This window comes from Lysobacter sp. Root494, assembly GCF_001427225.1.
GTDB lineage: Bacteria > Pseudomonadota > Gammaproteobacteria > Xanthomonadales > Xanthomonadaceae > Agrilutibacter.
On record NZ_LMFH01000007.1, the window covers coordinates 213,211 to 237,834 of the forward strand.

Sequence of the window (24,624 nt, forward strand, 5' to 3'; positions counted from 1 at the left end):
TCATCGCACGTCCTCCACCTGGTCGAGATATTCGCCATAGCCCGCGGCTTCCATTTCCTCCCGCGGCACGAAGCGCAGCGACGCCGAATTGATGCAGTAGCGCAGTCCGCCCTGGTCGCGCGGACCGTCGTCGAATACATGTCCGAGGTGGCTGTCGCCATGCGCCGAACGCACTTCGGTGCGGATCATCCCGTGCGAGATGTCGCGTATTTCGCGCACGTTGGTGATCGGCCTGGTGAAGCTCGGCCAGCCGCAGCCGGATTCGAACTTGGCCGACGAAGCGAACAGCGGCTCGCCCGATACTACGTCCACATAGATGCCAGGACGCTTCTCGTTGAGGTATTCGCCGGTGCCCGGACGCTCGGTGGCGTTTTCCTGGGTGACGCGATACTGCTCAGGCGTCAGCGCGGCAAGGGCCTCGGGGGTCTTGCGATAGTCGCTCATGGGGGCTCCTGTGAAGCCGGGCGCCCGGCCCGGCACGGCATGGAACGGATGCACCTTAGATGGGGCTCGACCGTGCGCAGTCCAAGTCCGCAACGATCGTCGAATTGCCAGCCAACAAGAGGCCGCAACCAGAGCATCGGGTTCGAACTGCACTCAAAAAATGAATCCGCTCCCGCGCAACGCTGTACTGCCGAGCCATGCGCACCGCCTCGTGCAGCCACGGCTTTACACACACGGTCACCCGGATTTGCCACTCGCAGGCGTAGCGTCATCGTGTCGTCTCGCCAAGGAGGACGGCCATGAATCGCACCGTTTTACCGGCCCTGCTCTGCGCAGCCCTGTCCATGCTCGCGAGCGGATGCGGCGAAGCACCCGCACAAACCCACACCATCGGCAGCGGGGGCGCTCGGCTTTCGCCACAGACGATCGCCGAAGGTCAGCGCATCTTCCGCTACGACACCTTCGGCGACGAACAACAGTGGACCGATCGCCTGCGCATGCACGAAGTGGTGCAAGGCCTCGATCCGACCACGGCACTCGCAGTCGGCCTGAAGGTGGATGCCGACGCGGTACCGCCCGAGGTGCTGGCCAACGCGCCGCTCGACGATCCGGCAACGACCGTCGCATTGCTGAAACTCAACGCCGTGGTCGGCGTGCAGGCCAGCGTCGATGCGAACAACCGCATCACGCGGCTGGGCATCACCTGTGCGCTGTGCCATTCCACCGTCGATGATTCGGTGGCACCCGGCATCGGTCACCGCCGCGACGGATGGCCCAATCGCGATCTCGATCCGGGCCGCATCATCGCGCTCTCGCCCGCGCTGCCGGACACAGTGAAAGCTGTCTACAACAGCTGGGGCCCGGGCAAGTACGACCCGCGCTTCAACATCGACGGCCTGAACACCCCGCTGGTGTTGCCGCCGGCCTACGGCCTGCTCGGCATCAAGAACGAGACCTACACCGGCGATGGCCCGGTGTCGTACTGGAACGCCTATGTCGCCGTGACCCAGATGGGCGGACACGGCAACTTCCGCGACGATCGCCTCGGCATCAACATCGTGCAGACGCCGGATCTCGTCACCTCGAAGCTGCCCGCGCTGCGCGCGTACCAGCTCAGCCTGCGCGCACCGGCACCACCGCCCGGCAGTTATGACGCGATCGCAGCCAAGCGCGGCCGCGACGTCTTCGAACAGCACTGCATCGGCTGCCATGTCGGCTTCACCCGCACCGACAACAACAGCGGCCGCCTGCATGCACCGGAAGAAACCGGCATGGACGGCGCCTACGCCGCACGCACCGCCAACAAGGCCTACCGCACCACGCCGCTGCGTGGGCTGTGGCAACATCCGCCGTATTTCCACGACGGCAGCGCCGCGACGCTGGACGACGTGGTGACGCATTACAACACCGTGTTGCAGCTGCAACTCAGCCAGGCGCAGCGCGATGACCTGGTGGAGTTCCTGCGCACGTTGTAAGGCAGAAGTCGTAGCTGTCGGCAGAGACCACCGGAGACCCCGCGACGCGGGGTCTTCGCGCAAAGACGATCCGCGGATCTCTGAAAGGTTCTGAATCGTTGTGATTTCCCGTGGCGCTGCCTTGCCAGCCCCTTCGCCACACCACCATGCTTCCCGCACGTCCACAGGGGAAAACTCAAGCATGCACATCCGTCATCCGCGCGGCCGCCGCGCATCGCGCCCGCTCCTTGCCACTGCGCTGCTCACCGTCCTCGCCAGCGCGACCGCCTTCGCCGCCGACATCACGCCCGGCACCTACATGCTCGAAGGCGGCAGCTACACGATCACGATCGACAGGAACGGCGACGGCCTCGTCGTGCACGAGCCGAACAAGGACTCGCCCTACACCCGCTTCGACGACGACGAATTCCACTTCTGGAACGAGAACACGCAGACCAACTACGGTCTGCGCTACGTCGACGCGCGCACCATCGAGGCCTTCAAGCCGGACATTCCCGACAACGTCCCCTCGCGCCTGGTGCTGATGGGCGGCAGTACCGACGCGGTCGTCGAGTCGGCCGACAGCGGACGCTGGGAACAACTCGCCGAGCAGTACAGCGCGCGCATCGAAGGCGATCCCGACAATGCGCAGGCGTGGTCCGCATGTGCGGCCGTGGCGATGAAGCGCGGCATCTCCACCGTCGCCGACGCGGACGCCTACGCCGCGCAGATGAAGCAGATGCTGGCACTGATGATGGGAGAAGGCAGCGCGTCGCCGTGCCCGGAGGTCATTCCCTGACGGGTAACGGGGGCGTCGCTGACGCACGATTGCAAATGGCGCGTCGCCTCCCGGCATGGCGAGGCGATGCGGATGCGGTTTCGTCGCCCAAGCGCGTCGACACGGGGAAAGGCGGCGCGGCGCTATGCTGGCGCCCCCGTTTTCGCTGATCCCCATGACCGATACGCCCGCCCTGCCGTTGCTCACCGCCGCCGAAGCGCGCGTGCTGGGCTGCCTGATCGAAAAAGAAGCCACCACCCCCGACACCTATCCGCTCACCGTCAACGCCGCGCAGGTCGCCGCGAACCAGAAGACGGCGCGCGACCCGCTGATGAACCTCGATCCGGGCGAGGTCAATCACGTACTGCGCCAGCTGGAAGCGAAGGGCCTGGCGAAGCAGGTCTTCTCCTCCCGCGCGGAGCGCTACGAACATCGCAGCGGCACTTTCTTCAGCCTGCCCAAGCCGCAGGTCGCACTGCTCGGCCTGCTGCTGCTGCGCGGCGCGCAGACCGTGCACGAACTGCTCGCCCGCAGCGAACGCCTGGCGAAGTTCGATGACGCCGAAGACGTGCGCCATCACCTCGAGCGGCTGATGCAGCGGCAACCCGCACTGGCCATGCAGATCCCGCGCGGCCCCGGTCAGCGCGAGGACCGCTACATGCACCTGCTCAGTGGCGCGGTGGATACGGCCGCGATTTCCGAACGGCTGGCACAGCGCGGCGAATCGGAATCCTCATCGTCGTCGCTCGAAGCACGCGTGGCTGCGCTCGAAAGCGAAGTGGCGATGCTGCGCGAGGAAATCGCGGCGCTGCAACGATAGGCAGCGCTTGTGGGGTGAAGCAGTCGCCGCACCCGCCTGCAGCCGAGCTTCGCGCGCGCATTCACGCCGATTTCGCCATCCCGTATCAGCGGCAGCGCTAGCGTCGGATTCCCATCCGGAGCTTGCCCGTGAACATCCTTCCGCGAGCGACCCTCGCGCTGTCCGCCGCCTTGTCCCTCATCGGCATGTCGTCCGCCATCGCCGGCGACCTGATCCAGCCGCAGTTCCGGATCGGGAACTTCAGCAACCCGCTGCGCATCGACAACTGGCTGCTGCCGATGAAATCCAACACCTATGCCGTACTGTACGAACGCGAGGATGGCGAATGCATGGTCAATGACGTCATCGTTACCGACCACGCCAAGCGCGACTTCATCGGCAGCTACGCGGGTCTTGCCGCGCGCGAGGTACGCGACATCGTGTACCTCGACGAGGACTGCAGCGGAGCGCGCGGCGTGGTGCTCGAATACACCCTCGACTGGTACGCCCAGGACAACGGCGGCAACGTCTGGTATCTCGGCGAGGACACGATCGAGTACGAATACGACGACGCAGGCCATCGCATCGGCAGCAGCCGCGAAGGTTCGTGGGAAGCAGGACGCGACGGCAAGGCCGGCATCGTGATGTTCGCGCGCCCGGAAGTCGGCAAGCGCTATCGACAGGAATATTCGCCAGGCGTGGCCGAAGACGAAGCGGTGATCGTGGCAGTCGGCATCCGCGTCGACACGGCGCTCGGCCACTTCAGGGAGTGCATCAAGACCCGCGAGTCGACGCCGCTGGAGCCGGGCCTCTATGAGTACAAGTACCACTGCCCCAACCTCGGCCTGGTACGCGTGGTCGCTCCGTTCGCTGACGGTGGCGCGGAGCTGATGAAGACGGGCGTGCGTTGATCCCTCGCTCCGGCGGGACGTGAGGAGGGTTGAGCACAGCGAGCGTTGTGGCGATGGCAACGGCAAACCGCAGGCGCGGAGAAGCAGCCTGTCGCAACGCCCTTCTCCAGCAGTGCCGAGCGAGTTCGGCACTACACCGGCAACCAATCGTGTCCGGGCGGGCCGTCGGGGATCAACGCGGACTGGAGGCTCCCGCCTTGGGTGCTTCCGCCTGCGACGCTTCCGCGCTTGCCGCTGCTCCCGCAGGGGCTTCCGGCATCGCCGCTGCGCTCGCAACCGCTTGTGTCGTGACCGGGACCGGCGCCGCTGCAACCGCGCCCTCCGGCAGCGGCAGGTGCAACCCCGCCAGCGCCTGCCGCGTATCGATCACCACGCGCTCTTCGGCATCCCCGGCGCGGTAGCCGACCGTCAACGCATTCGGCGCCGGCGAGATCGGGAAGAACAGATCGAGCATCACCGCTGCACCCGGCGCCACGGTCACCGGCAATGGCGTGGCGCGCGCCTGGATGCGCTTGTTCATCTTGCTCGCACGTACCGAACGCACGATGCCGACCGTGCCCAGCACCGGCCCCGTCGCAATGAGTCCGAACGCCGCGCCGAACGCCAGCGAACTGGAGCTCGCGCCGCCCATGAGCCCCAGGCTCAGCGTCGAGGCATAGGCAACGCCACCGGCCGTCGAGGCCGCTCCCAACGTACCCATTCCCGCGCCGCCCAGGCCGGTGTAGACCGTCACGCCCTGGTCCTTGTAGCGCCGGGCCATCTGCTTCGACCCCTTGATCAGTTCCTTGCGCGAGGCCAGCGGCGTCGCCGGCGTGCCGCTGGAATCCTCCAGCACCGCGCCGGTGATCGAGATCGGTGCCGTGCTGGTGTTGCGCACGCGGACGAGGTACTCGTCCCACACCGCTTCCTCGGCCCAGGAACCCGGGCTTTCCGACACGAGCACCCACGTCAGCTGCGCGTTCGCCTGCGGCGACGCGGCTTCGGCCAGGACGCGGTCCGTCGGTGGAGGGGGCGCGTCCTTGGCGATCTTCGCGCCGCACGCGCTCAACGCGAGGGCCATCAACAGTGCCGCGACGGGCACGTGCGACCGGATACGCATGTTTTTCCCCTATCAGGACGAGCGACGTCCCACCATTACCGCAGCCTTACGCGGGATGGCCATGGCCTCGGCCAATCGTTGCCGTGCGCAATTACCCATAACGCCGCATCGCGTATGCGCTCTTGCTTCCTGCCCTGCCAAGCCAGCACGGCAACTACACGACGGTTGCCACGGCCGGAGTCACGCATCGGCAACGGCGCCGGCACTACCTTCCGGTGTCGTTCCAGAAGGAGCGATCGACATGGCCAACAGGCAGTATCCGTCCCCACCTCGACCGGCGCGCTCCGCGCCGGTGGCGCTCCAGCGCGAAGCAACCCGCGCCACCGCCAACATCCGCGTCACCTCGCCGCAGATTGACGCCAACGCACCGATTCCCGAACGCCACACCGAGTACGGCGAAGGCCGCTCGCCCGCACTGCGCTGGCAAACGACAGGCGGCGCGCGTTCGTACGCCGTGCTGGTGGAAGACCCGGATGCGCCCACCGCCGAGCCCTTCGTGCACTGGCTGGCCTGGAACATCCCGCCCGACATGCACGAACTTCCCGAAGACATTCGTGCCGACACGAAACCGCAGCCACCCTCCGGCATCCGCCAGGGCCGCAATGACCGCGGCAGCATCGGCTGGTTCGGCCCGCGCCCACCCGCGGGCGACGCGCCGCACCACTACCATTTCCAGGTACTCGCGCTCGACGCGATGCTCGACCTGGAAGAAGGCGCTTCGCGCGACGACCTGCTGCGCACCATCGACGGCCGCGTGATCGCAAAGGGCGAGCTGGTGGCGACGAGCCAGGCGCCGACGCAGCAGTAGTCCGTCAGCTGGGAGCGGACGCGACACTTCGATCGTGCGTCGGTACCGCAGCACTGAAAACGGATCGCATCGGCCACCCTTGGGCAGCCGGTGCGTAGTCGTATTTGCCTGCCAATGAAGTCTGACAGAGCCCGGTTGGGGCGATCCTTGTGCGTGTCGGCGATGCCGTGCCGAACGCGCTTGATCGCGCATTCCGGCAACACCTGCGCAGCGCGCGACCCGGAGCCGCTCAGAACGCGAGCACCTCATGGCGCGTGTGACGGAACGCCGCGTCCACGACTGTGCTGTCCACGACCGAAGCCACGCGCACGCCGCTGCGCGCGAGCGCCGTCTTCGCATCCTCCACGGTCAGCCGTCCTTCGATGCGCACCAGCTTTGCATCCAGGTCGAAGTTGATCCGCGCGCCGACGTCCATCTGCAGCAGGGCATCGGTGATGCTGCGCACGCGCTTCCGGTCGTCCAGGCCATGCAGGCGCAGTTTCATCGCGACGTGCCACCGTCGTACGCCTGCGCGACGCCCGCATCCTGCGTTTCGCGCCACCACGGCGTCGCCGCGCGCGGTGCGGACAGATCCAGGCGTTCGCCCATGCGCGGCGTGGCCAGGGCGATGCCGCGTTGGGCACTGAGCGCTGAGACGCGCTCGAACGGTTCGGTCCAGCCGTGCAGCGCGAGGTCGAAGGTGCCGTTGTGCACCGGCAGCAGCCAGCGGCCGCGCAGGTCCTGGTGCGCCTGCACGGTCTGTTCGGGCTGCATGTGCACGTACGGCCACTGCGGGTCGTAGGCACCCGTTTCCATCAGCGTGACGTCGAAAGGGCCGAAGCGGCGGCCGATCTCCTTGAAGCCATCGAAGTAGCCGGTGTCACCGCTGAAGAACACACGCAGTTCGGCCGCGTTATCGTGGGCCGCATCGATGATCGTCCACGACGCCCACAGCGTCCTGTTGCCGTCGAACAAGCCACGACCGGAGAAGTGCTGCGCCGGCGTCGCGGTGAACTGCACGCCGTCGATGCTCGTGCCCTGCCACCAGTCGAACTGCCGCACCTTCTCCGGCGCGACGCCCCAGGCGACCAGGCGATCACCGACGCCGAGCGGGGTGAGGAAGACATCGGCGGTCTTCGCCAGCTGCATGACGGTGTCGCGATCGAGGTGGTCGTAATGGTCGTGCGAGAGGATCACGCCGCGCAGCGGCGGCAGGTCTTCGAGCGCGATCGGTGGCGCGTGGAAGCGCTTCGGCCCCATCCACTGCACCGGCGAGGCGCGCTCGGCGAACACCGGATCGGTGATCCAGAAGCCGCCGCGCAGCTTGATCAGCATCGTCGAGTGGCCGAGCCGGAACAGGCTGCGGTCCGGGGCGGCTTCGAGCCCCGCGCGGGTTAGCGCCAGCACCGGCGGCGCGGCCTTCGGGGTGGCGTCGGCGGGCTTGTTGAGCAGGACGTTCCAGACGATGCCCAGGGTCTTGAACAAGCCGTCGGCCGGCTTCGGGACCGGGTTACGGAAGACGCCTTCGGCGAACTGCGGCGAGGCCTCGTAAGCGGCGAGGGGAAGATTGGTCTTGGCGGCGGACAGCAGGCAGGCACTCACGATCAGGACTCCGGAGAGGAGCACGAGGCGACGCAGGCGGGGGAAGCGGGGGCGTCGCGCGTTCATGCAGGGGCGGATGAATGGGTTCGGAAGAAGTACACCACACAGTGTAGTTTTAATTCCAGAAAAGTAAACTACCCGGTGTAAACTTTCCGCCATGTCCAGCCCGCCTGCCCCTGCCCGCCTGACCGACCGCAAGCGCGCGGCCATCCTCGATGCCGCCGTGGCCGAATTCCGCCATGCCGGGTACGAGACCACCAGCATGGACCGCATCGCCGCGCGCGCCGGCGTGTCCAAGCGCACCGTCTATAACCACTTTCCGAGCAAGGAAGCGCTGTTCGCGCAGATCCTCGAGCGGCTGTGGGATAACAGCATGGACGGGCTCGACCTCGCCTACCGCGGCGACCGCCCGCTGCGCCCGCAACTGCTGGAACTGGTGCAGCAGAAGCTGCGCCTGCTCCATGACGACAATTTCGTCGACCTCGCCCGCGTCGCGATCGCCGCCGCGATCCACTCGCCCGAACGCGCGCAGGACATGGTCGCGCGGATGGGCGTCCGCGAAGAAGGCCTCACCGTCTGGATCCGCGCCGCCGCCGCGGACGGCCGCCTCAAGACCGACGATCCCCTGTTCGCCGCGATGCAAATGCAGGGTCTGGTGAAGGGATTCGCGTTCTGGCCGCAGATCACCCTCGGCCTGCCGCCGTTGAACGCCGCACAGCAGAAGCAGGTGGCGGAATCGGCGGTGGATATGTTCCTGGCGTACTACGCGGAGAGCTAATTCAACGTTCCGCCTACGCGCTGACTGCCTGGCGCCATGCCAATGCGGACCTAGATGCCCCTCGCATCGGCATACGCAATCCACGCGCCGCAGACCACCATGAAATACACCAAGCCGAACAGGGAAATGAATTGCGACCGGCGCAATTCGGGATGGCGTTGTCCAACGCTGACCGCGTAAGCCAGCAAACCGATCTTGCCCAGGCTGCTTCCATCCGCCGCCGCCTGTTCGGCGATCAGCATGAAGTGATGCAGCGACAGCGCGAAAGGAAGAAACGCGACGGCGACGATGCCTGCGACCACCAGCACCACGGGAAGGCCGAATGGCGCGACGCCAAACGTCTTGGCCAGGAAGGGCTGGATATCCGGCGAGAAGGTGGTGCCTACGAGAAGCGCATAGATCAGCGCCGGCACCACGTAGCTGGTCCTGCTCTTGTGGATCCTGCTCTTGTCGATCACCCTTCTCCCATCGCCGCCGAATGCCGCATCACACCGTGCGCGATGCAGCTTCGTGCGACTGATCTCAGGCATGCACCCGTGACTTGAGTTCCATCACCGATGCCACCCAATCGGTATGCTCGTCGCTCTCCTGCCACAGCTCGTTGAGCTCGGAGTGCTCTCCAAGAATGAGATCGAGCACGCGATGCGCCTTGCCCACGACATCGCCGGCCGGAACGAGCCGGTTCGCCTCGACCCAGAGATCAGCGGACTCCGAGTAGGGACTGCGTTCGCCCCAGTTCCCCTGCAACCGCGCGATTACCTCGATGGCCGCGAGCGCTTCGGTTGCGTCCGGCGCCTCCAGGTACTCGCCTGCGCCGGCAATCGCCTTGTCCAGCGCCGCTACGACGAGCGACAGATCCCTGACGTTCTCGAGCCCGTACGCCCAGTCCGCTGCGTCGTCATTTCCGAATGCATCAACTGCCCACGTCCCCATGAATGTTTCCCTCGTGCCAACGGCTACGCGTCCAATGACGTCTCGTGGACGGGATTGTTCGAGTGGCCTGCATCGATGGTCAAGCGCCAGGCAGCGCGACATCGCCGACGTGTCGGCGTTCGCGATAGTCGCCGAAGAACGCGTCGTGCGCCGATCGCGAACCGTACACGTGCACGCGCACCAGCCCGGACAGAGATCAGGCGGGAAGGTCAGGCCGCGGCCGCACGATGCACGGATGCCGGCCCTGGACGCCCGCCGAGCAGTCGCGCTGGAAGAAACAGCAACGCCTGCAGGAACGCGAACAGCGCAGAGAACGTGATGCCGACCAGGCGGAACGGCAGTGCGAGCAGCCAGATCACCGGCCACAGCACCAGGACCAGCAGCGCGAGGGGCCAGCACAGCACGAAGAGCAGGCACCAGGCCACGAGCGCAAACAGCGTCTTCATCAGGTTCTCCGTGGTTGCGAACCGCATGGGGGGACAGGCGCACGTTGGAATCCTGTGGGAGTCCAAGGCAAGTCCCCTGCGACGAAACCGCCCGCACAGCCGATCAAACCGTGAATACGACAACCGAACGACGGCGATCGGCGATGCCCACGAATGTAGCCGGCAGGTGGACCTGCGCCGACTGCAGAGCCAGCAATGTCACACGATTTTGGCGGCGCGCTAGCAGACGCACCTGCATGCCGAGTGGACCCGCCCGAGCGTTCTCGTGAACAGACTTCCCTTCGCCGCCGCCCTGCTGCTCGGCATGGCCACATGCCCCGCCGCAGGCGCGGAACTATTGCAACCGCAGTTCCGCATCGAGAACTTGGCGCGTGTCCGATGGCGCGTTGCGCCGCAGCTTCGACGCGCGCACCGGCATCGCGGTTACCTCGCCGATCGCCTGGTCGCCGGACGCGACGCGATTCGCCCATGGCACCTACGAAGGCAGCGTGGTGGCCGCAGTGATGCCGGCGCCGTAGATGCATTCGCTCACTCCTCGATCGCCTCGATCCCCGCTTGCCTGAGCCGTTCGAGGTGCGCGTGCATTTCCGCGAGTTGCTCGGGGGAATGCCCCTGCCACTCCAGGATCTCGCCAATGACGCGGAACGGTTCGCGGGAGCGATACGACTTCGTCGGGTTTCCGGGAAAGCGCTTGTTGGTCAGGTTCGGATCGTCCTCGATGGGGCCGGTCGGCTCCACGATGTAGACGCGGCCGCGGCCCTCGCCGGCGGCGAGTTCCGCGCCCCAGATCGCCGCATCCAGTGTCGCGGACAGATAGACGAAGGCCGCCTTTTTGCGAGTGCCGTAGTTGGAGACCTTGCCTGCTTCGATCAGGTCGCCCGTTTTCAGGTCGGCCTTGGTGCCGTGGTAGTACGTCGGCGCATCGGTCATTGCATTACTCCGGTGTCCTGCCCGATCGGCAGGACGGCGATGCTGCAGCACGCAGCCGGCCTTGCCGCAAGCCCGGGGGTGTTTTATAAATTGGTTGTGGGAGGCGCGCGCGCCTCCCTTTTTATTTTTGGGGCGCGCTGATTTTCCTGTCCGCGATTCGCCCGCCGGATGCGCCGCGCGACAGATCCGCATTCATCACGTCCGTGCTCCCCTCCATCACGCGTGACAGCACCAACGCTGCGTAACCCCTCGCGCCGCAGCGCTCCCGATTCCGCGTTGCCGTTCGTCGGATGCCCGAACTGACTGCGGCGCATACGCAGTGATGCCGACATGCGTTCACCCGGACGCGAGAGTCGCGTTCCGATACTCGCCGCACGACAGGGACCCACCGCCGCCGCGAAGGCGGCCTCACCTCTCTGGAGTCACCCATGCGCGCCTTGCTGATCCCCGCACTGCTCACTGCGGCCTGCTGTCTGTCGCCATCGGCCAACGCCGCCATCCGTGTCGTCACCCAATGCGGCGACAGCGGACCCGGCAGCCTGCGCGCCACCATTGCGACCGCGCTCGATGGCGATACCGTCGATGTGCGTGCCTGCCGCCTCATCGATGTCACCAGCGGCCAGATCGCGATACCGCAGGACAACCTGCAAATCCTCGGCAGCAACGGAACGCCTTTCATCACCGCAAGCATGCAGAGCCGCGTGCTGCGCCACTTCGGCACCGGCACGCTGCGCCTGCGATCGTTGAATGTGAGCGACGGCCGGATCGCCGCGCCGACGGTCGCTGGCGGCTGCCTGTATTCCTCGGGCCACGTGGACCTGGTGAACGTGGGCGTGGGCGGGTGCCTCGCCGTGAGTACCGGCGGTTCCGGTTATGGCGGCGCGATCTACGCCAGGTCGCTGTCGGCGTCGCACAGCCGGATCAACACCAGCGAAGTCAGTGCGAGCGACGGCCACGGCGGCGGCATCGCGACCGAAGGCCCGGTGTCCCTGAGCTTCACCGAGGTGATCGGCAATCGCGCGTTTGAGGGCGGCGGCGTGTTCACGCTCGGCGGCGCCAGCATCACGTACTCGACCATCCGGGCCAACGAAGCCGGCAACGACGGCGCCGGCCTGCAGGCGCTCGGCGGCGATGTCGCCATCAACAAGTCGCTGTTCGTATACAACCGCGCCGTGCGCCGCTGCGGCGCGCTGTGCGTGTCCGGTGGCGGCCGGACCGTCATGCTCAACAGCACGATCACTTCCAACAACGCGCGCTACCAGGCCGCGGGCGAACTGTCGAGCAATGCCGCCGTCAGCAACAGCACCATCGCGTTCAACATCAACGAATCGGTTGCGCAATGCCCCGGCACCCTGCAGGCCCGCCACCTGCAACTGGAAAGCACGATCATCGCGGCCAACATCTGCCGCGCCTACCTGATGACCAACTACGACATCGGCGGCAGCGTCGCGAACGGCTACACGATCACCGGCAGCAACAACCTGGTGCGGCTGTCGCGCGTTCCGTTGCCGGCGGACACCATCGCCTCCAACCCGATGCTGCAGAGTTCGCTCGTCGACAACGGCGGCCCCACGCTGACGCATTCACTGCTGCGCGGCAGCCCGGCGCTCGACCGCGGCAACAACAAGGCCAACCAGCAGTACGACCAGCGCGGTCCCGGCTTCCCGCGCGTGCTTAACGGAAGAGCGGACATCGGTGCGTTTGAAAGTACCTGTACCTGCGCCGATTGAGATCCTTCGGCAGGCCTGTTGCTCGAGCGGAGCGGCCGCTGGTTCGACGGCAAACGCAATGATCATGGGCGCGGGCTCAGGCCGGGCACGCGCCTGATCCAGCGCATGACCTGCTCTCCATCCGCATCGTCCAGCAGGCCTTCGGGCGTGAAGCCCAGGCGCGCCGCCAGTCGCGAAGACGCGACGTTGTCGGGAACGATGTGCGCCACGACTTCGCTGACCAGGCCACTCGCTGCTGCGAGTTCGAGGAGTTGGCCAATGGCGATGGTCGCGACGCCACGGCCCCGCTCTGCGCGCGCGAGCCCGTAACTGACCTCCACGCGGCCGCCGACCGGTGCCGTCTTGAAGCCGCAGGCACCCAGCACCGTCGCGCGCGATGGGGACACCACCAGGAACGGAACGCACCACAAGGCGGGTGTAGCGAGTGCCAGTTGCGCCAATGCACGCGCCACCGTTTTTGGTGGTGGAAGTGCGCCTTCGGCCACCGCCAGCGGCGCGAGCTCGACCGGTTCACCGCGCGCGAGGCGACGAAGGTTGGCTTCGCTGATGGGCGTGAGTTCGATCGACCCGGGACCTGGAACCTGCGACATGTTTTTTCGTGGCCTGATGCCTTCGCGTTCCGGAACGTAACGGCGCGGAATCTTCGAGTGCCTCCGCATCACCGTCACACGCGCGCGCCGACGACTGCGGCGGACGCGCGCGTCAGCCCACGAAGTCCTGCGCCGGCGGCAGCGGTGTCGAGCCCCGCCGCTGCGGCGTGGCCTCGATCATCGCGATGATGCTGTGCGCCAGCTCCTTCTCGGCGATCACGGCGGCATCGGCACCGTGGCCGAGCAGGCGCGCCGCGCTCTCGTCGCTGTGCGCGCGGCCGATGATCGTCAGGCCCGGCGACTGCTTGCGCAGGCACGCCGCGATGGCGCTGGCTTCGAGCCCGAGCGGCACGGCGATCAGCGCGAAGTCGGCCGTGTCGGCCCGGGCCTCCTGCAACACGCGTGCGTCGGCGGCATTGCCGAGCACGCCCAGGTAGCCGTCCTTGCGGGCAGCGTCGACGCGATCCGGATCGGCATCGACCACGACGGTCGTCAACGAGCGCGACGCGAGCAGCCGCGCCAGTTCGCGGCCGACCCTGCCGTACCCGACGAGCATCACGTGACCGGACAGATCGGCGGGTAGCGGCGCCACGGCGTCCTTCGCGGCCTCGGCTTCGCGGTTCCTTCGCGCCTTGCGGCGGTCGAGCACGGTGAACAGGAACGGATTGATGATGATCGAGATGATCGCGCCGGCGAGGATCAGGTCCTGGCCCTCGCGCGGCAGCACGTCCAGCTGCAGGCCGAGCGTCGCGAGGATGAAGGAGAATTCGCCGATCTGCGCCAGGCTCGCCGCGATCAGGAGCGACGTGCTGTTGTCGCGCCCGAAGGCCCGGACGATCGCATACGCGGCCACCGACTTGCCGACCACGATGATCAGCGCGGTGAGGACCACTTCCACCGGCCGCTCCACCAGGATCGAGGGATTGAACAGCATTCCCACCGAGACGAAGAACAGCACCGCGAAGGCATCGCGCAACGGCAGCGTCTCGTTCGCGGCCTGGTGGCTGAACTCCGACTCGTTGAGCACCATGCCGGCGAAGAAGGCGCCCAGCGCGAACGACACCCCGAACAGGGTGGCCGATCCGAACGCGACACCGAGCGCGATCGCGAGCACGCACAGGGTGAACAGCTCGCGGTTCGCCATGCCGACGATGCGGCCGAGCAGCCACGGGATCACCCGGCGACCGACGATGAGCATGAAGGCGACGAACGCGCCGACCTTGGCCACGGTGACCAGCACCGCCATCCACAGCGGCTGCGCCGCGTCGCCGCCGGCATCGCCCGCGATCGCCGGCAGCAGCACCAGCGCGAGCACCATCGCGATGTCTTCGACGATCAGCCAGCCCACGGCGATCTGGCCGCGCGTGGTATCCACCAGCCGGCGCTCGTCCAGCGCGCGCAGGAGGACCACGGTGCTGGCGACCGACAGCGACAGGCCGAAGATCACGCCCGCCATGTTCGACCAGCCCAGCCACCGCGCCAGGCCCCAGCCCATCACCGTGGCCACCGCAATCTGCACAGCGGCGCCGGGCAAGGCGATGTTGCGCACCTTCATCAGGTCGGCGAGCGAGAAATGCAGGCCGACGCCGAACATCAGCAGGATCACGCCGATCTCGGCCAGCTGTGGCGCGAGCGCCGCGTCGCCGACGAACCCCGGGGTGAACGGACCCAGCGCCACGCCCGCGAGCAGGTAGCCCAGCAGGGGCGGCAGCCGGCACCGTTGCGCCAGGGCGCCCAGCACGAAGGCCAGCACGAATCCACCTACGAGCAGGGCGATCAGCGACGTGTGGTGCATGGGCAACTCCCTGGAATGACGACGTCCTGGAACGACGAGGTTGCGAATGGATGGCTACGCGCGGTTCCGCACGGCGCGCATGACGAGGACATCGCCCGGCATGCCGCGCAGGATCGAGCGCGTACTGCCGACGACCGCGTCGAACAGCATGCCCCGCTCGTGGGCGCCGAGCACGAGCAGGTCCGCGTCGATGTCCTCCGCGCAACGGCGCAGCACCGAAGCGGGCTGGCCCGCTTCCACGCGGACCTGGATCGGGGGCGCGCGCCCTGCGAGTCCGCTCTCGTCGAGCTGCGCGCGCAGTCGCGCCCGCTTCTGCGCGGCGTCGTCCGCGACGGCGGTCGTGCGCTCGAGCCAGCCCGCATAGGGCATCCACGACGCGTGCACCAGCTGGATGAGGGCACCGGGGAAGCATGACGCCGACCAGGCGAGCGCCTGCCAGGCCTCGTCGGTGAAGTCCGTGCCCACGACGAGGCGGCGGTATTCGCCCCGTGGCCGCGATCGCACCGCGAGGGTCGAGACAGGAGCCTTGCGCACGACCTCCTCCAGCGTGCTTTCCACCGGCCCCACGAGCTGGTCGCGCGATTCGCCCAGCACGACCAGGTCGCAGGCTTCGCGCGCCACGACGGCGAGGATCGCCTCGGCCGCCGCCGCGGTCTCGACGTGGACGCAGGCGGGCGCGTCGCCGGCCAGCCGCATCAGCGCCCGGCGGGCCGCGGGTTCCGGATCGGGATGCGACCGCGCGTAGGTGTCCGGATCCATGCCCAGCGGCGCGGCCGGCGGCTGCGCTTCGATCGCGTGCAGCACATGCAGCTGCGCGTCCCATTCCCGTGCGAGTTGGATGGCCCGGTCGAGCGCGCGATCGCATCGGCTCGTCAGGTCAGTGGCCAGCAGGATCCTGCTGGGTCGCGTCACCGGAACGCCCATCGGCGCCATGTCCGCCTCCCGTAATGGATGAACTGGTGGAGATGGCGCAGGAGCGCAGCGCCACCGCAGCCGTTAACCATTGGGTTCCACGCCGCCGAACTCAACCATACGGCGGTGGCCCGCTGCGGTGCACGACGTGGTGTGTCCCTCGCAGACGCAAAGCCGCACGGCGCGATCACTCATGCGCGAGCTTCATCGCTGCCGGCGTCTTTTTTGCCGAATCTGGCATTCCGATGCTGCGGCGCAGCGCCCGCCTGACTCGTTCATTCGTGCCCGCGCGCATTTCACCCATCGTCCACGTTAGCTGCCAATACTCGGGCCAAAGGGACAGGGGTTGGCCGGGGCTCGCATGCGTTCCGGCCTCGCGAGGAGGCATGCCATTTCCGTGGGATCCACGTCACCGTCCACGCGGGTACGCGTGAGCAGCGAAGGCCAGCGCGCGACGCAGGTGCGCCAGTGGGTGCTGGCTGGCTATGGCGTGGCGGTGGTCGCCATCGCCCTGCTCGGTTGGGCGCTGTACAGCAGCTCGCGCGAAGCCGCGGCGTCCGAGGCGGCGGTCAACCATACCCGCGAAGTGCTGGTCTCGATCGCCGACTTCAGCGAACGGCTGGCGTTCGCCGAAGCCAGCCAGCGCGGTTACCTGCTCACCGGCGATGCGTCCTACCTGCACGCGCGCGATGCAGCGCTGGCGTACGTGCGCACCTCGGCGACGCGCATCGCCGCGCTGGTCGCCAACGATCCGGCGCAGATGCGGCGCGCGGCCGCGCTGCCGGAACTGGTCAAGCGTCGCGCCGCACTGATGGAGGCGGCGGCGCGCGGCCTGCGCCGGCACGCTTCGCCGGAAGCGGCCGCGGCGTTCCGCGCCGGCCTTGCAGAAGGCGCCAGCCAGCAGATCCGCGAGCTCACCCACGAGCTGCGCGACGAGCAGAAGCGCCTGCTCGCGCAACGCCAAGCATTGGAGCAGGCACGCCGCACCGACCTGCGCGAAATCCTGCTGGTATCCGGCATCGCGCTGCTGGCGCTGCTGGTGCCCGCGCTGTGGGCGCTGCGGGCGCAATTGCGCGCGCGCCAGCACGCCGAGCGCCTGCTGAGCGGCATCGTGGAGACCCTGCCCGGCGCGGTCTACCGCTACCGCCTCGACCCCCGCGGCGTCGGCCGCTACGTCTATCTCAGCCGCAACGCCGAGGCCGTGCGCGGCATCGTGCGCGAGGAAGTGTTGCGCGATGCCGGCAAGGCGCGCGAGGTCGTGCTCGAAGCGGATCGCGAGCGCTTCCAGGCGGCCATCGACCAGTCCGCGCGCGAACTCAGCGATCTCGAAGTCGATTTCCGCATCCGCAAGCCCGATGGCCAGGTGCGCTGGATCCGCTCGTCGGCGATCCCGTGCGCGCTGCCCGATGGCAGCGTGCTGTGGAACGGCTACTGGGCCGACATCAGCGACATCAAGGAAGCCGAGCAGGCGCTGATCGACGCCACGCACCGGCTCGGCCAGGCACAGAGCCTGGCGCGGCTGGGCGACTGGACCTGCGAGGTGGCGACGGGCGCGGTGACCTGGTCGCCGCAGATGTTCGCGCTGCTCGAGCGCGATATCGCGCTGGGTGCGCCGGGGTTCGAGGAAGGCCGCGCGCTGTTCGGCGAAGCCGAGGCGGCCACGATCGATGCCACCTTCACGCGCGCGATCGAGACCGCACAGCCGCAGCAGTTCGAAATCCGCGCGCACCTGCCGAGCGGACGCATCGCCGACTTCCACATCATCGCCGTGCCGCAGTGCGACGACAGCGGACGGGTGACCTGGCTGCGCGGCACGTTGCAGGACATCACCGAACGCAAGACGCTCGAGGCCGGCCTGCGCCAGGCCAAGGAGGCCGCCGACGCCGCCAACCGCGCCAAGAGCGCGTTCCTGGCCACGATGAGCCACGAGATCCGCACGCCCATGAACGGCATCCTCGGCATGCTCGAGCTGATCAGCCTCGCGCCGCTGGAGGCCGAGCTGCGCAGCGCAGTGCAGGTGGTGCGCGAATCCGGGCGCTCCCTGCAGCGGATCATCGACGACATCCTCGACTTCTCGAAGATCGAAGCCGGCAAGCTCGACGTCACGCCCGAGCCGACTTCGATCGAGGCGGTGCTCGCCAGCGTGTGCCGGGTCTACTCCAGCACCGCCAGCAGCCTCGGTCTCGCCCTGGAACAGCATTGCGACCCAAGCATCAACCCGTCGGTGCTGGTGGACCCCGAGCGACTGCGGCAGATCCTCGGCAACTTCGTCAGCAACGCAATCAAGTTCACGCCGAGCGGCCGCGTCGAGGTCACTGCCGAATGCGTGGCGCACGCCGGCATGCAGCAACGGCTGCGCTTCGTGGTGGCGGACACCGGCATCGGCATCTCGCCCGAAGCGCAGCAACGGCTGTTCCAGCCGTTCGAGCAGGCCGAGGCGAACATCGCCTCGCGCTTCGGCGGCACCGGCCTGGGCCTGGCGATCTCGCATCGCCTCGCCGGGCTGATGGGCGGCGCGCTGCGCATGGAAAGCGAGCCGGGCCAGGGCACGCGGATGATCCTCGAGCTGCCGGTGACGATCACCGGCGAGGAGCCGCTGGCGCTCGCCGCCGGACGCGAAGCGCTGCCGTTGGCGGGCACGGGCCGCGGCGCGCCCGACATCGCGCAGGCGCAGGCCGAGGGCACCCTGGTGCTGGTGGTGGACGACCATCCGATCAATCGCATGGTGATGCGCAGCCAGCTCGCCACCCTCGGCTACGCGGCGGAAACCGCCGACGACGGCCAGCAGGCGCTGGAGATGTGGGCGTCCGGCCGCTACGCGCTCGTGCTCACCGACTGCAACATGCCGCGGCTCAACGGCTACGAGCTGAGCCGCCGCATCCGCGCCAGCGAAGCCGAGCGCGGCCTCCCGCGCACGCCGGTGGTCGCCTGCAGCGCGAATGCGTTGCGCGGTGTCGTCGAGAGCTGCCTGGAAGCGGGCATGGACGACTACCTCGCCAAGCCGACCGGCCTGGAGGCGCTATCGAAAACGATGCAGCGCTGGCTGCCGCTGCCGCGCGCGCAGGCGGCGACGGAACCCGTCATCGCGGAGGCGACGAACACCGCCGGCGCCGCCGACACGCCGGTCGACCCCGCTGCCTTGCATGTCCTGACCAAGGGCGAACCCGCGGCCGTGCGTCGCGTGTTGCAGCACTTCCACCGCGTCAACCAGGGCGACGTGCAAGCCCTGCTCGCCGCGCTGGACCACCTCGACTTTCCCGCCATCGCGCACGCGGCGCACCGGATCAAGGGCGCCTGCGCGCTGATCGGTGCGCACGCGCTCGCCGCGGTATGCAACCTGATCGAACACGCCGGCCGCAGCGGCGACGGCGCCGCCGTCGCCGGTTGTCGCGCGCGGCTGCATCACGAACTGGAGCGCCTGGATGCCTATGTCGTCGAACAACAGTGAGCTGCCCGGCCTCGAAGGCGACGCCCGCGACGACCTCGTCGCCGAGGCCGGCGACGTCGCCGCCGGGCTGACGATCCTGGTCGCCGAGGACCACGAGTTCCAGCGCAGCATGATGGTCGCGATGCTCGAGGACCTGGGCGCACGCTCCGTGCACGAAGCCGAGGACGGCGCCGCCGCGCTGGAGATCACCCGCGAGCTCGAACAGCCCTTCGACATCATCGTCACCGACATCGACATGCCGGGCATGGACGGCATGGCCTTCATCCGCCGGCTCGGCGAGGCCAAGGTCGCCGCCTCGCTCATCGTCAGCAGCAGCCTCGACCGCGCGCTGCTCGACTCGATCGAAACCATGAGCGCCGCCTACGGCATCCGCCTGCTGGGCACGATCGAGAAACCCGCGTCGCCAGAGCGCTTCGCCGAACTGATCGCCACGCACTGGCAGATGCGCGCGAACCCGGAAAAGCAGCGCGCGCCGGCGTCGCCGTTCGCGCTGGACGAAGTCCTTGCCGGCATTGCCAACGATGAATTCGTGCCGTTCTACCAGCCCAAGATCGAGCTGCGCACCGGTCGCGTGCGCGGCGTCGAAGCGCTCGCCCGCTGGCGCCATCCGCGCCGCGGCGTGGTGCTGCCGTACGCCTTCATCCAGTTGCTGGAGCAGCACGACCAGATCGGCGAACTGACCTGGAGCATGCTCGCGCAGGCCGCCGCGCAGTGCCGGCGCTGGCGCGAGGCGGGCTTCGACCTCGACGTGTCGGTGAACCTGTCGGTCGCGCAGCTCGGCGACCCCGCGATCGCCGACGCGGTGACCTGGCAGGTGGTGCAGCAGGGACTCGATCCGCGCCACATGGTGCTGGAGATCACCGAGTCGGTCGCGATGAGCAACGTCGGCGCGGTGCTGGAAAACCTCGCCCGCCTGCGCATGAAAGGCTTCGGCCTGTCGATCGACGACTACGGCACCGGCTACTCGTCGATGCAGCAACTCACCCGCGTGCCCTTCACCGAACTCAAGATCGACCAGTCGTTCGTCGCCCACGCCACCCGGCAGCAGGCGAGCCGGCTGGTCCTCGAATCCAGTCTCGACATGTCGCGCAAGCTCAACATCACCTCGGTCGCCGAGGGCGCGGAAACACAGGAGGACTGGAACCTGCTGCGCGACTGCGGATGCGACCTGGCACAGGGCTTCTTCATCGCCAGGCCGATGGAGGCGGAAGCGGTGCCGGAGTGGATACGGCAGTGGGAATAGGGGCGACGTGCGGGCGTCATCGTAATGAGCCCACCGCCTGCTTGAACGTCGGCGCTGGCGCTGCTTCCCGACGGTTTTTGGCTGGTCCTGCTGGACAGGGACGGATACCGGAACGCGGAATCCGATACGCAGAAGCAGCCCGGAACACTTCGCGTCGCTGACGGCATTTATGCGCGCGCGTTGATGCGCGTCGACGGCACGCCGGATCAAGTGCTTCCGTGTAGACGTCGCTCCGGCATGCGATTTGCCAATCGAAATAACCGAACCTGACCCTTGTTCCACACGCTGCGGATCGCATCGCACGCACCCGCCCCAAGGTTGAGTTGCCGGGCCTCGCGGAGGATCGGCTGAGACCGGATAAACAGGCATTTCCGTCCGGAATACCACGCTCCCGACCAACGGTCGCGACAGGTAAAGCCGCCGGTCGGCATCGCAGGACTATGGTGTTCCTGCACGCGGGCGCCGGCCCGTTTTCGCACCCGCGTTCGCCATGCGGAGGTGCGCCATGAAACGCAATCGAAACGGCCTGCTGGCGCTGCTGTGCAGCCTGGCGCTGGCCAGTACTGCGGTGTTCGCGCAGGGCGCGCCGCAAATCGTCTGGGAAGCGCCGACGCCGAGCAGCCTGGCCAACAGCGTGCAGGGCGTGGGTTGGGCGCCGGGCACGGTGGCGCGCATCGCGGTGGGATCGACCGATCGCTGGGTGCGCACCCGCCGCGCGAGCAGCGGGGCGCTGGTGTATTCGGTGCTGCAGCCGCATCGCTCCGGCGGCGCCGACCAGACCGTGTATTCGAACGACGGCGTCTTCCTGGCCGTGCACAACCGCAACGGCGGCTTCAACTACCGCGTGTTGCGCGCGAGCGATGGCGTTTTCCTCGGAACGCTCAACGCCACGATCGAAGCCAACGGCATCGTCCGTTTCGCACCCGATGCGCAATTGCTGGCTTCGGTCGGCGGCGACGGCACGCTGTCGCGCTGGCGCATCGCGAATTTCACCCTCGTGCGCACGGTGGGCAGCGGCTACGACCGCGTCAGCACCACCTTCAACTTCTCGCCGAACGGCACCTACCAGGCCGCCGCGAGCCAGGGCAGCATCACCGTGCAGTCGCGCAGCAGCGGCGCGGTGGTGCGCATCTTCACCGGCGGCACGACGCAGGGCTTCGCGCCGATGGCATTCACGCCGGACAGCACACGCCTGGCCGCCTGGGCGAGCACGCCGAACGAAACCACGCTCTGGCGCATCAGCGACGGCGTCGCCGTCATGCGCTTCCGCAACGCGGCCAGCAACGAAGGCGTGGTCGCCCTGCGCTTCTCACCCGATGGCGCGCGACTGGTGACGACCGGCTACCTCCCGATCGAAACCAGCAGCGGCTGGCAGCAGCGCGGGATGATCCGCTTCTGGCGCGTGTCCGATGGCGCGTTGCGCCGCAGCTTCGACGCGCGCACGGGCCTCGCGGTTACCTCGCCGATCGCCTGGTCGCCGGACGCGACGCGATTCGCCTATGGCACCTACGAAGGCAGCGTGGTGGCCGCAGTGACGCCGGCGCCGTAGGCGCATCCACCGAGCGCGTCGAGGCAGCATCGGTGCGACGAGCCATTGCATCGGGCCGGCGCCCTTTCCCGTTCGTCACTCAATCCGGCAGCGCGAGTCCCATCTGCTGGACGAACGCCTGGAACCGTTCGATCGTGTCCGTGAAGTTGCGCGCCTTCATTTCCGCCAGGTAGCGCGCCGCGAGCGCGTCCAGGTCCTGCCGGCCGCACAGCGAGGCAGCGGCGAGGCCGGCAAAGGCGTAGCTATCGAGATCGGTGTACTGCCCGGGGTGCCGGACCGGCGCGTTGAGCTGTCGCTCGATGCTGGCCAGGTCGGTGGACGCGTCGAGCCACGGCAACATCCGCCCCTCGAACAGCGCAGCACTTTCGGCGACGGCGATCAGCAGTTCTGCTTCGTTCCGGATCCTGTGCTCGCGCGGCGCATCGAAGAACTCGGGGCCGATGATCAATGTGCTCGAACGCTCCCAGTACTTCGTGACGATCCGACTGAAAGGCAGCGTGATTGCCTCGATCGCGTCGACGCGTACCGTGACGAGCAGATTGAAGACGTAGGTGGGCCGGTAGTCGGCCAGCGGCATCCCGAGCGTATGCACTCCACCCGGCACCACCCGACGGAACGACATCTCACGCCGTGAGCCCTTGAAGCCGGCCGCCTTGAGCGGAGTGGCAATCGCCTCGAACACGGCATTGCGGACGTCGTCTTTCAGCATCGTGGTGCTCCGCAGAAAGGGCGCGAGTATTCCAGCATTGGCTGCCGCGTACAAAACGCGGCAGGGTCATTTGTCGCGTCCGGCAAGCGAACCTGACCCCGTCGGAAACGCGCCGGGTCCTTTGGGTCGGTAGGTTGCCCTGCCGTAGACTTGACCGAGCGATGCGAATACAGGGGAAACCATCGTGAGAACGGGAACGCGCGAGTCGCGCATCGCACGGCATGCGGCACTCATGGCATTGGTGCTGGCAATGGGCGGCTGCGCCCAGAGAGAACTTCCTGGCGAGCAGAATGCGCTAGCCCAGGCCGAGTACGACTCCACAGCAGAAGAGTCATTGCTGATTGCGCGCGGGAGCGAGGACACTCCAATCGCGCAAGCACTGCGTGACGTCGCGACTGCGGTGCCGGCGGGCTTCAGCCTGAAGCCGGTGCGCGCCTATACGCGCACCGATGGAGGCGGCGGCACTGTCGAATACGAGACGATCGCGATTGGCGACGTGACCGGCGATGGGCGTGCCGACCTGGTCGCCGCGCCGGTATTCGAGCACCAGATCGAAGTATTCGTTCAGCGAGCCGACGGCACGTTGGCGCCCCCGGCCATCTTCGTCTACTCGCCGCAAGCTGTTTACCTGCACGACAAGCAGCTTGTGCTCGCGGATTTCAATCGCGACAACGTGCTCGATGTCGCAGCATCCGCAATCTCGGACTCCGGTGCCCAAGGCGCCGTGTATACGCTGCTGTCGAATGGCAAAGGCGGACTGAGCGGCCGCCTGGCGCATCCGCCCTTCACTGACGAATCCCGCAGTACTCCGCAAAACTGGGTGGTGCTGGACGCAAATCAGGATTCGTTTCTTGACATCGTGGGGTCCGAGAACGTCAGCGACTATTCGTTCGGACCCGAGTGCGGACCGTACCAGTTCACCTGTCCCCGCTACACGATTTACTTCGGGGACGGGCGCGGCTCCTTTCCCACGTCCCAACAATTCCAGCTCGGCCAACCGTATTCGCTTACCGAACTCGAGGCGGTCGACCTCAACGATGACGGCCGTACGGACCTGGTGTTGGGATTCGAACTCCTCGGGCAGAACGGCGGCCCGGTCAGGACCGATACGGAAGGCAAGGTCATGGTCGCCCTGCAGGGCGACAGTGCCCTCAACGCCCCGACGTATCTGCACCCGGGCTATGGGGACGTCGGGGATCACGTCACCTTCGCGGACGTGAGCGGCGACGGCATCACCGACTCCATCGCCTCGCTGGGCGTCATCCGCGAACGCATGCTCAGCAACCAGTTCGCCGCGCCTTACGTACTTCCGTCGTATCGCACGGACAACACGCAATCCCTGGCCGTGGACCTGGACGGTGATCGGCACGCGGACGTCATCAACAAGCAGATCCGACCCACCGGCGGACTCATCGACGAGGACGTCATTGCCGTTTACCTGCAGCGGGCAGGAGAACTGACGTCTCCGATGTTCTTTCCCGTCTGGCCCTACAAGGTCAGCTACCACGACGGGGCATTCGCGGTGGGCGACCTGAACGGCGACGGCTGTAATGACCTTGCCGTGGCCAGCGGCGGAATCCTGTTCTTTGACGGTACGGACTGCACGCACTGGACCCCTCCGTTGCCCGACGAGTCGGGGCTCGTGTGGGAGTCACCATAGATCCGGCTTCGTGGATTTCCTGAGCAA

24 protein-coding genes are annotated in these 24,624 nt (G+C 67.5%); 12 read left to right on the plus strand and 12 right to left on the minus strand.

What is annotated here, in order from left to right:
• The gene (gene msrB, locus ASD14_RS12270; RefSeq protein ID WP_056134121.1) at positions 1-444 is read right to left on the minus strand and encodes a peptide-methionine (R)-S-oxide reductase MsrB; all 444 of its coding nucleotides are present in this window, start codon (positions 442-444) and stop codon (positions 1-3) included.
• Positions 445-743: 299 nt separating this feature from the next.
• Here msrB and ASD14_RS12275 point away from each other — a divergent pair, with 299 nt between their 5' ends.
• From ASD14_RS12275 to ASD14_RS12290, 4 genes are all read left to right on the plus strand, one after another.
• On the plus strand, positions 744-1,919 hold the full coding sequence (locus tag ASD14_RS12275) for a c-type cytochrome (RefSeq protein ID WP_056134125.1): 1,176 nt from the start codon (positions 744-746) through the stop codon (positions 1,917-1,919).
• Positions 1,920-2,100: 181 nt separating this feature from the next.
• On the plus strand, positions 2,101-2,697 hold the full coding sequence (locus ASD14_RS12280) for a hypothetical protein (protein WP_056134128.1): 597 nt from the start codon (positions 2,101-2,103) through the stop codon (positions 2,695-2,697).
• A gap of 154 nt (positions 2,698-2,851) precedes the next feature.
• Entirely contained in the window at positions 2,852-3,496 is a 645-nt protein-coding gene (locus ASD14_RS12285; RefSeq protein ID WP_056134131.1) for a DUF480 domain-containing protein, read from the plus strand.
• Between the two features lie 128 nt (positions 3,497-3,624).
• Positions 3,625-4,386 carry a hypothetical protein gene (locus ASD14_RS12290; protein WP_056134135.1) on the plus strand — a complete coding sequence of 254 codons (762 nt, stop codon included), beginning with the start codon at positions 3,625-3,627 and terminating at the stop codon, positions 4,384-4,386.
• A 172-nt stretch (positions 4,387-4,558) separates the two neighbouring features.
• Here ASD14_RS12290 and ASD14_RS12295 read toward each other — a convergent pair whose 3' ends face one another.
• Positions 4,559-5,485, minus strand: a complete 927-nt coding sequence (locus ASD14_RS12295; protein ID WP_162247708.1) for a hypothetical protein — start codon at positions 5,483-5,485, stop codon at positions 4,559-4,561.
• Positions 5,486-5,726: 241 nt separating this feature from the next.
• Here ASD14_RS12295 and ASD14_RS16235 point away from each other — a divergent pair, with 241 nt between their 5' ends.
• The gene (locus ASD14_RS16235; RefSeq protein WP_162247709.1) at positions 5,727-6,293 is read left to right on the plus strand and encodes a YbhB/YbcL family Raf kinase inhibitor-like protein; all 567 of its coding nucleotides are present in this window, start codon (positions 5,727-5,729) and stop codon (positions 6,291-6,293) included.
• 229 nt (positions 6,294-6,522) lie between these two features.
• On the opposite strand, the gene ASD14_RS12305 is transcribed toward ASD14_RS16235, so the two are convergent.
• Positions 6,523-6,777 carry a hypothetical protein gene (locus tag ASD14_RS12305; RefSeq protein ID WP_056134144.1) on the minus strand — a complete coding sequence of 85 codons (255 nt, stop codon included), beginning with the start codon at positions 6,775-6,777 and terminating at the stop codon, positions 6,523-6,525.
• Positions 6,774-7,910 (minus strand): MBL fold metallo-hydrolase, encoded by a 1,137-nt coding sequence (locus ASD14_RS12310; RefSeq protein ID WP_200947066.1) that lies wholly within the window; start codon positions 7,908-7,910, stop codon positions 6,774-6,776. Before ASD14_RS12310 ends, ASD14_RS12305 begins: the two co-directional genes overlap by 4 nt.
• Before the next feature lie 121 nt (positions 7,911-8,031).
• Here ASD14_RS12310 and ASD14_RS12315 point away from each other — a divergent pair, with 121 nt between their 5' ends.
• Positions 8,032-8,652 (plus strand): TetR/AcrR family transcriptional regulator, encoded by a 621-nt coding sequence (locus ASD14_RS12315; protein WP_056134151.1) that lies wholly within the window; start codon positions 8,032-8,034, stop codon positions 8,650-8,652.
• Positions 8,653-8,702: 50 nt separating this feature from the next.
• Here the strand turns inward: ASD14_RS12315 and ASD14_RS12320 are convergent, their stop codons facing one another.
• The 3 genes from ASD14_RS12320 to ASD14_RS12330 all read right to left on the minus strand — a co-directional run bounded on the left by ASD14_RS12320 (position 8,703) and on the right by ASD14_RS12330 (position 10,031).
• Positions 8,703-9,182, minus strand: coding sequence for a hypothetical protein (locus ASD14_RS12320; protein WP_056134154.1), 480 nt, complete (start codon positions 9,180-9,182; stop codon positions 8,703-8,705).
• Positions 9,175-9,585 (minus strand): DUF4259 domain-containing protein, encoded by a 411-nt coding sequence (locus ASD14_RS12325; RefSeq protein ID WP_056134157.1) that lies wholly within the window; start codon positions 9,583-9,585, stop codon positions 9,175-9,177. Before ASD14_RS12325 ends, ASD14_RS12320 begins: the two co-directional genes overlap by 8 nt.
• A gap of 209 nt (positions 9,586-9,794) precedes the next feature.
• Positions 9,795-10,031: a hypothetical protein gene (locus tag ASD14_RS12330; RefSeq protein WP_056134468.1), complete on the minus strand. Its 237-nt coding sequence runs from the start codon at positions 10,029-10,031 to the stop codon at positions 9,795-9,797.
• A 371-nt stretch (positions 10,032-10,402) separates the two neighbouring features.
• Here ASD14_RS12330 and ASD14_RS16135 point away from each other — a divergent pair, with 371 nt between their 5' ends.
• The gene (locus ASD14_RS16135) at positions 10,403-10,549 is read left to right on the plus strand and encodes a hypothetical protein (RefSeq protein ID WP_157475359.1); all 147 of its coding nucleotides are present in this window, start codon (positions 10,403-10,405) and stop codon (positions 10,547-10,549) included.
• Between the two features lie 10 nt (positions 10,550-10,559).
• Here the strand turns inward: ASD14_RS16135 and arr are convergent, their stop codons facing one another.
• The gene (gene arr, locus ASD14_RS12335) at positions 10,560-10,961 is read right to left on the minus strand and encodes an NAD(+)--rifampin ADP-ribosyltransferase (RefSeq protein ID WP_056134160.1); all 402 of its coding nucleotides are present in this window, start codon (positions 10,959-10,961) and stop codon (positions 10,560-10,562) included.
• Between the two features lie 428 nt (positions 10,962-11,389).
• Here arr and ASD14_RS12340 point away from each other — a divergent pair, with 428 nt between their 5' ends.
• Positions 11,390-12,691: a choice-of-anchor Q domain-containing protein gene (locus tag ASD14_RS12340; RefSeq protein WP_056134164.1), complete on the plus strand. Its 1,302-nt coding sequence runs from the start codon at positions 11,390-11,392 to the stop codon at positions 12,689-12,691.
• A 62-nt stretch (positions 12,692-12,753) separates the two neighbouring features.
• On the opposite strand, the gene ASD14_RS12345 is transcribed toward ASD14_RS12340, so the two are convergent.
• The 3 genes from ASD14_RS12345 to ASD14_RS12355 form a co-directional block, all read right to left on the minus strand.
• Complete coding sequence (locus tag ASD14_RS12345; protein ID WP_056134167.1) at positions 12,754-13,281, minus strand: GNAT family protein; 528 nt, start codon at positions 13,279-13,281, stop codon at positions 12,754-12,756.
• A gap of 112 nt (positions 13,282-13,393) precedes the next feature.
• Positions 13,394-15,076: a YbaL family putative K(+) efflux transporter gene (gene ybaL / locus ASD14_RS12350; RefSeq protein ID WP_056134168.1), complete on the minus strand. Its 1,683-nt coding sequence runs from the start codon at positions 15,074-15,076 to the stop codon at positions 13,394-13,396.
• Between the two features lie 54 nt (positions 15,077-15,130).
• Entirely contained in the window at positions 15,131-16,009 is an 879-nt protein-coding gene (locus tag ASD14_RS12355) for a universal stress protein (protein ID WP_056134171.1), read from the minus strand.
• 376 nt (positions 16,010-16,385) lie between these two features.
• Here ASD14_RS12355 and ASD14_RS12360 point away from each other — a divergent pair, with 376 nt between their 5' ends.
• The 3 genes from ASD14_RS12360 to ASD14_RS12370 all read left to right on the plus strand — a co-directional run bounded on the left by ASD14_RS12360 (position 16,386) and on the right by ASD14_RS12370 (position 22,228).
• Positions 16,386-19,436 (plus strand): ATP-binding protein, encoded by a 3,051-nt coding sequence (locus ASD14_RS12360; protein WP_235565402.1) that lies wholly within the window; start codon positions 16,386-16,388, stop codon positions 19,434-19,436.
• Positions 19,411-20,679, plus strand: coding sequence for an EAL domain-containing response regulator (locus ASD14_RS12365; protein ID WP_200947065.1), 1,269 nt, complete (start codon positions 19,411-19,413; stop codon positions 20,677-20,679). Before ASD14_RS12360 ends, ASD14_RS12365 begins: the two co-directional genes overlap by 26 nt.
• Positions 20,680-21,184: 505 nt before the next feature.
• The gene (locus ASD14_RS12370) at positions 21,185-22,228 is read left to right on the plus strand and encodes a hypothetical protein (RefSeq protein WP_056134177.1); all 1,044 of its coding nucleotides are present in this window, start codon (positions 21,185-21,187) and stop codon (positions 22,226-22,228) included.
• 79 nt (positions 22,229-22,307) lie between these two features.
• On the opposite strand, the gene ASD14_RS12375 is transcribed toward ASD14_RS12370, so the two are convergent.
• A complete protein-coding gene (locus ASD14_RS12375) occupies positions 22,308-22,991 on the minus strand; it encodes a DUF4304 domain-containing protein (protein WP_235565403.1) in 684 nt (227 codons plus the stop codon).
• 178 nt (positions 22,992-23,169) lie between these two features.
• Between ASD14_RS12375 and ASD14_RS12380 the strand changes: the two genes are divergently transcribed.
• Positions 23,170-24,597: a VCBS repeat-containing protein gene (locus ASD14_RS12380; protein ID WP_056134183.1), complete on the plus strand. Its 1,428-nt coding sequence runs from the start codon at positions 23,170-23,172 to the stop codon at positions 24,595-24,597.
• The last annotated feature ends 27 nt before the right edge of the window (positions 24,598-24,624 follow it).